General features: G+C 50.5%; 3 protein-coding genes. All 3 read right to left on the bottom strand.

What is annotated here, in order from left to right:
* On the bottom strand, nucleotides 1-913 hold a 913-nt coding region (locus tag ACTIE6_RS16675), incomplete at its 3' end, for a M12 family metallopeptidase (RefSeq protein WP_439557720.1).
* Nucleotides 914-1,091: 178 nt separating this feature from the next.
* The gene (locus ACTIE6_RS16670; protein ID WP_439557719.1) at nucleotides 1,092-2,540 is read right to left on the bottom strand and encodes a SusD/RagB family nutrient-binding outer membrane lipoprotein; all 1,449 of its coding nucleotides are present in this window, start codon (nucleotides 2,538-2,540) and stop codon (nucleotides 1,092-1,094) included.
* 39 nt (nucleotides 2,541-2,579) lie between these two features.
* Nucleotides 2,580-5,368, bottom strand: a 2,789-nt coding sequence (locus ACTIE6_RS16665) for a SusC/RagA family TonB-linked outer membrane protein (RefSeq protein ID WP_439557718.1), incomplete at its 5' end; no start/stop codon positions are given.

The raw sequence follows: 5,368 nt of genomic DNA, 5'->3' as shown, positions 1-5,368 counted from the left end.
CTTTGCGGGTATCCGAAGCATAAAGGCCATCATCCGAAACAGAATAGATATTGGAGTACATTGCAGTAAGGCACCGGATATCATTGGGCGACAATTCTGTGCGCTGAACTGTAAAAGGCTGTCCGTCTTTGGTGGTCATAGAAGGTTGCCCGTTATTGGAGCAGTAATCGGAATTCATCATCATCACCGATTTCAGATCCATTTTATCAAAACCAAATCCCGCACTGCCTGATTGTTTGTGGGTCAAAAAATTCGCTTGCAATGCTGGCGCAATGTTCTGGAAGTTAACCGTGATAGTCTGGTCCCTGTCGTCGCGGGTATGTTCATGAAAAAGTCCCAGCGTGTGACAGATCTCGTGGAGCACGCCGCCTTTGCTGAAACCCAGTCCGAGCGTAATAAACTGCTGTCCGCCGGTGACGCCTATTGAGGAAGAAAAGCCGCGCCCGAACTTGAAGGTCACATAATTGTACTGATTGGAACGGTATACAAACGTAATGGGCGTAGAAGCTTCAATGATCGCCATGGCCGCATAAATCGCGGAAGTATTTGTGACCGTTTTTTCAATGGTGAAATAAACAATTCCTTTCTCCCATTTCTGCGCGTTCAGGGAAACTCCGGTTGCTTCTGTACGTGCACCGGCAGCGGCGTCGAGTTGCTTTTTAGAAAGGATAATGTCGCCTTCAAATACCGCCTCGCCATTGATCTCTGCGTATTTGATGGTTTTCCCAAACAAGGTACCTTCCTTTTCTCCGCCTGTTTCGCCAGGGTACGCCAGCTCGGGTGCGACTTGCTCAGAAGTTTTTTCAATTGTCGGAACAAGCGCCTTCTCTTCTTTCAGCCCGGAGCAGGCACTGAGGTAAACGAGGGATAAAATGAAGAATGATATCCTGGCAAAAAATAGCATGTTTTTCATGATCAATCTGGTTTTCGGGTGGATACGGATTTTGAAACGCACAGCCTGTTACTGCACGATTCAAAACTACCGCGGCCACCCGGCCAGAATGATCAATAATCGACGAACGGCGGTTGATAATCGCGGAATGGAAGGAAACCCAACCGCGCGTTCGTCGATTTGCCTGATTGATGTCAGCTTAATAGATATCCCACCAGTTTTTTGTCGCCTGCGAATCGCCGCCAATGCTTTTTGCCGCTTGTTCGCTGTTGGCTGCATTGGAGGCGCGGCTGGCGCTCGGATATTTGAGGCGTTTGACGATACCATCTTTTACTTCCTGGTCCAGACTGCCCGAAACTGGCGCGATGAACAAGGTATCTCCGTCTGGTTTTTTGATATCCAGTCTCAATCGCTCCATCCATCCCTGAATGCCCTGCATGTACAGCGCAAGCCATTTTTGTGTGCCAATTACATTCTTCCAGCTGGCTGCCTTGTATGGTACCCTCAGCAGATAAGCTTCAATCGCTTTTGCATCGGTAATGCCCCACTGCGTCATGGAAGCGGTTACGGCTTCTTTGTACAGGTCCGCAGCAGTGGCAGTACCCACATTCATTCCGCGCGCAGCCGCCTCGGCTTTGATAAAAGCAACTTCCGCATAAGTGATCATATTACCCCTTGCCGAGCCGCTGTAAGCCAGCACACCAGGCTTAGATAAACCGATCATCGTCGGCGTATTCGCCTCCACACCATAAGGTTTACCCACATATTTTCCATTGGTTTCATCCGGGCGGGCATATACGGGCAGCCTGGGATCACTCACTTCCTGCAGGTAATCGACGAGCGTTGAGGTAACTGCAAATTCAACCAGCGGGCGGTCCACATCATTATAAGGGAAGCGGTTGGTGGCTGCTGCCGTGTTATAGGGGAAAAAAGCATCCTGGCTTGTAGAAGTCAGCGTATTTTTCACTGCCTCTTCAATGATCACTTTGGCTTCGGCTGGTTGCGCGTCGGCCATTCTCATGGCAATGCGCATACGTAATGCATTCCCGATCCTGATCCATTGGGCTGCGTTTCCGCCGGCGATCACATCGCCCCGGATTGCGCCGGAAGTAGGACCGGCCAGGATATCAACCTGGGTTTTCAACGAAGCAAGCAATGCAGCGTACACATCCTTCCCTTTGTCATAAACGGGTTGCACGATCTCGTCGCCTTTCAGCGCCTGGGAGTAGGGAATGTCCACGTAAACATCTGTCAGGATATGGAAAAGCCAGGCTTTCATGATCGCCGTGGCAGCCAGCATGTGCTCGCTCGACTCCTGGGGATGCCTTTTGTAGTAGTTTTCTATTTCCTGTAAATCCATCAGCGGACCTGCGTACATGCCATTCCAAAGCCCGTCGTTGGTAAACAGAAAGCGGGTTTCGCCTGTCTTGTCTGTTCCGGTCCAGTACTGGGAAAGCTGCATGCCAACACGTCCGTTAAAATAGGTATCGTACAGCAGGTCGGAAGCGCGCTTCTGCGCATTGGCCATGAGGAACTCGGGCTGTGTTTCGCTCGACCTTGCCGGGTCGCTGTTCAGGGTATCAAAATTGTCGCAGCCGGGGAGCACAAGCACACACGCCAGCAGCAGAATCGTTATTTTCAATTTCATATCTCAATCGATCTAAAATGGTTGATCTGGAAAAAAGGGTCAGAATGTAAAGTTGAGGTTGGCGCCAAAGCTGCGGACCGGTGGTAATGCGCCTCCTTCGAATCCGATCTGGTTTCCAATGGAGTTGGTAATGTTCGCAGGATCCACGTTCGGTGCATTGCTTTTGATCAGCCAGAGGTTGCGGCCCGTCAATGTGAATCGGAGCGCCTGCATTTTGATCTTTTTCGCCAATGCATCCGGCAGCTGCCAGCCCAGTCTTACTTCGCGCAGGTAGATAAAGCTGCCGTCGTACAAATTGGCTTTACTGATCCGGTTGCCGCCGTCGGAGTTGAAGTGCGTACGCGCAGGAACCACAATGTCATTGGGGCTGCCGTCTTCTTTTACGCCAGGGTTAACCAGTCCATTCTCGCGGATACCTGGTAATGCAGTCTCTTCAAACATCCCCGATTTGTTACCGTACAAGTTGGTATACGAGAAGAAATCACCGCCTTTCTGGAAATCGATCAATGCAGACAGGTACAGGCTTTTGTAGCTGAATGTGTTGTTCAATCCGCCGATAAAGTCAGGATTGGCGTCACCGATGATCACCGGCGTGGGCGTTACCGCGTAGGTTCCGTTTGCTACCACTACCTTGTTGCCTTTGGCATCATACACATAGTCAGTACCCAGCATGGTTCCGAGCGACATGCCTTTTTGCGCCACCATGGATACCCGGTTCGTCCGTCTTTCCGTACCAATTACAAAGCGTTCGATTCCCTGGATGCTTTCATCCGAGCTGTTCAGGTCGAGTACCTTGTTTTTGTTTTTGGAAAAATTCAGGGACGCGCGCCAGCTGAAATTTTTGGTCATCACCGGCATTACATTCACTGAGAGCTCGATACCCTTGTTCTGCACTGTTCCGCCATTGACGATTTTGGTTGAAAAACCACTTTCCGCCGGGATCTGCACATTCCAGATCTGGTTTTCGGTGCGACGATCATAGTAGGTGAAATTCACGCCGAGGATCTCATTGAAAAATTTGAAATCGACACCACCTTCCACTTCCGCGGAAAGTTCCGGTTTCAAGCGGCTGTTATGCAGCCTGTCTGGCGTGCTTTGCAGCGGGAATGTCCCGAATTGCGTCACGATATCGTAGTAGCGCGATACCGAGTAGGGATCCGCGTCGTTGCCGACACGCGCGTAAGACAACCGGGCCTTGCCGAGCGTGAGCCAGGATGTTTTCGCAATTACATCGGAGAATATGAACGAACCGGCAATGGAAGGGTAGAAGTATGAGAAATTGCCCGTTTGCTTCAATGTCGAAGCCCAGTCGTTTCGTCCCGTAGCGGTCAGGTACAGGTATTTGTTATAGCCTAATGTAACCGATCCGAACAGGGAGTTGATCTGCTTGTTTCCGTAAGTGGTCGAGACGGTCGCAGGCGTCACCGAGTTTTGCAGCACGTATACCAGCGGTGTCTGCAAGCCGCCATTTGTGGTACCCGACTCAATGCTTGATTTAATACTCAATATATTACCGCCTGCCACAGCTTCCAGGCTGAACTTGTCACCCAGGTTTTTATTGACGTTTAATGTAGCCTGGTAGTTGTTCTCGTTGTTGCGCAATGCACGTTTTGCGTAGCTACCCACAAAAAATCCTTTCGCACTGCGGACTTCGTCGAGGTGGTCGAAGAAATCAGAGAACACACGTACATCAGCTGAAAGCCAGTCGGCAAACTTGTAGGTCAAACCCGCATTACCGAAGTAGCGGTTGTTCCGGTCCGTGTTATAGTTTTCATACTGGTTCCAGTAAGGGTTCTGGCTGAATGCGGGTTTCTGAATGTTCCATGCAGTACGGTTCCAGGATTGCTCGGTACCGTCTGCATATTTGTAGTTTTTGAGATAAGCATCGTCAATCTGCCGCTGGCCGTACATCACATAGAAAAGCATCGGGTTATTACCCATAAAGCCCGTTCCCGGCCGGCCTCTTGAATGGTCGTTGACATAATTGATCCCGCCGCTGAACGTGAATTTGTCGGTGAATTTGTAGGTTGTGTTCAGACTGATAAAAAAGCGTTTCAGCTCGCTTCCGGGATAAATGAAATTTTGCTTCGTTTGTCCCACGGAAAACCGGATCGAGCCTTTGTCACTGCTGCTGGCCACGGACAGGTTGTTGGAGAAGGTGATACCTGTTTTGAAAAAATCCTTTGCATTGTCAGGATGCGGGCTCCATGGCGCAGTTTTCCCAAAGTTCGGATTGTTGCGGTCCTGGTCCCATGACCAGTAATGCCGCACCAGCGTACCGTCCATTTTTGGTCCCCACGATTCATCCGTTCCATAATCGGGAATGAAATCGTACCTGCCTTTTCCGTCGTTATCGTCATAAGTACCTCCACCCGGCAGGAAACCGCTCGGGTTTTGGTTGACATATAATTTTGTAAAATTCGAGCTGCCGCCGCCACCATATGCATTCTGGAATTTGGGCAGGTACGAAACCTGGTCCATCTGAATGTTGAAGTCGTAGTTGAGCGACAGGTTACCCGATCCTTTACCTGTTTTGGTGGTAATGTAAATCACGCCGTTCTGGCCGCGGCTCCCGTAAAGCGCGGTGGCCGCTGCGCCTTTCAGTACGGAGATATTCTCCACATCATTCGGGTTGATCAGCTGGGCAGGATTTCCGTAATCAAAACCGCCGCCGCCTGTTCCCTGTCCGCCGGTTACGCTGGACGAGTTCATGTTCATATTGGCCATCGGTACTCCGTCGACGATGAACAATGCATTGTTATTACCAGAAATGGATTTCAGTCCGCGTATGGTAACCCGCGACGAGCCGCCCATGGAGCCGCTGTTGC

It is taken from the genome of Dyadobacter sp., assembly GCF_051859145.1.
Classification (GTDB): domain Bacteria; phylum Bacteroidota; class Bacteroidia; order Cytophagales; family Spirosomataceae; genus Dyadobacter.
Note: the sequence above shows the minus strand (reverse complement) of the source record. Positions and strands in the feature narration are given on the sequence as shown.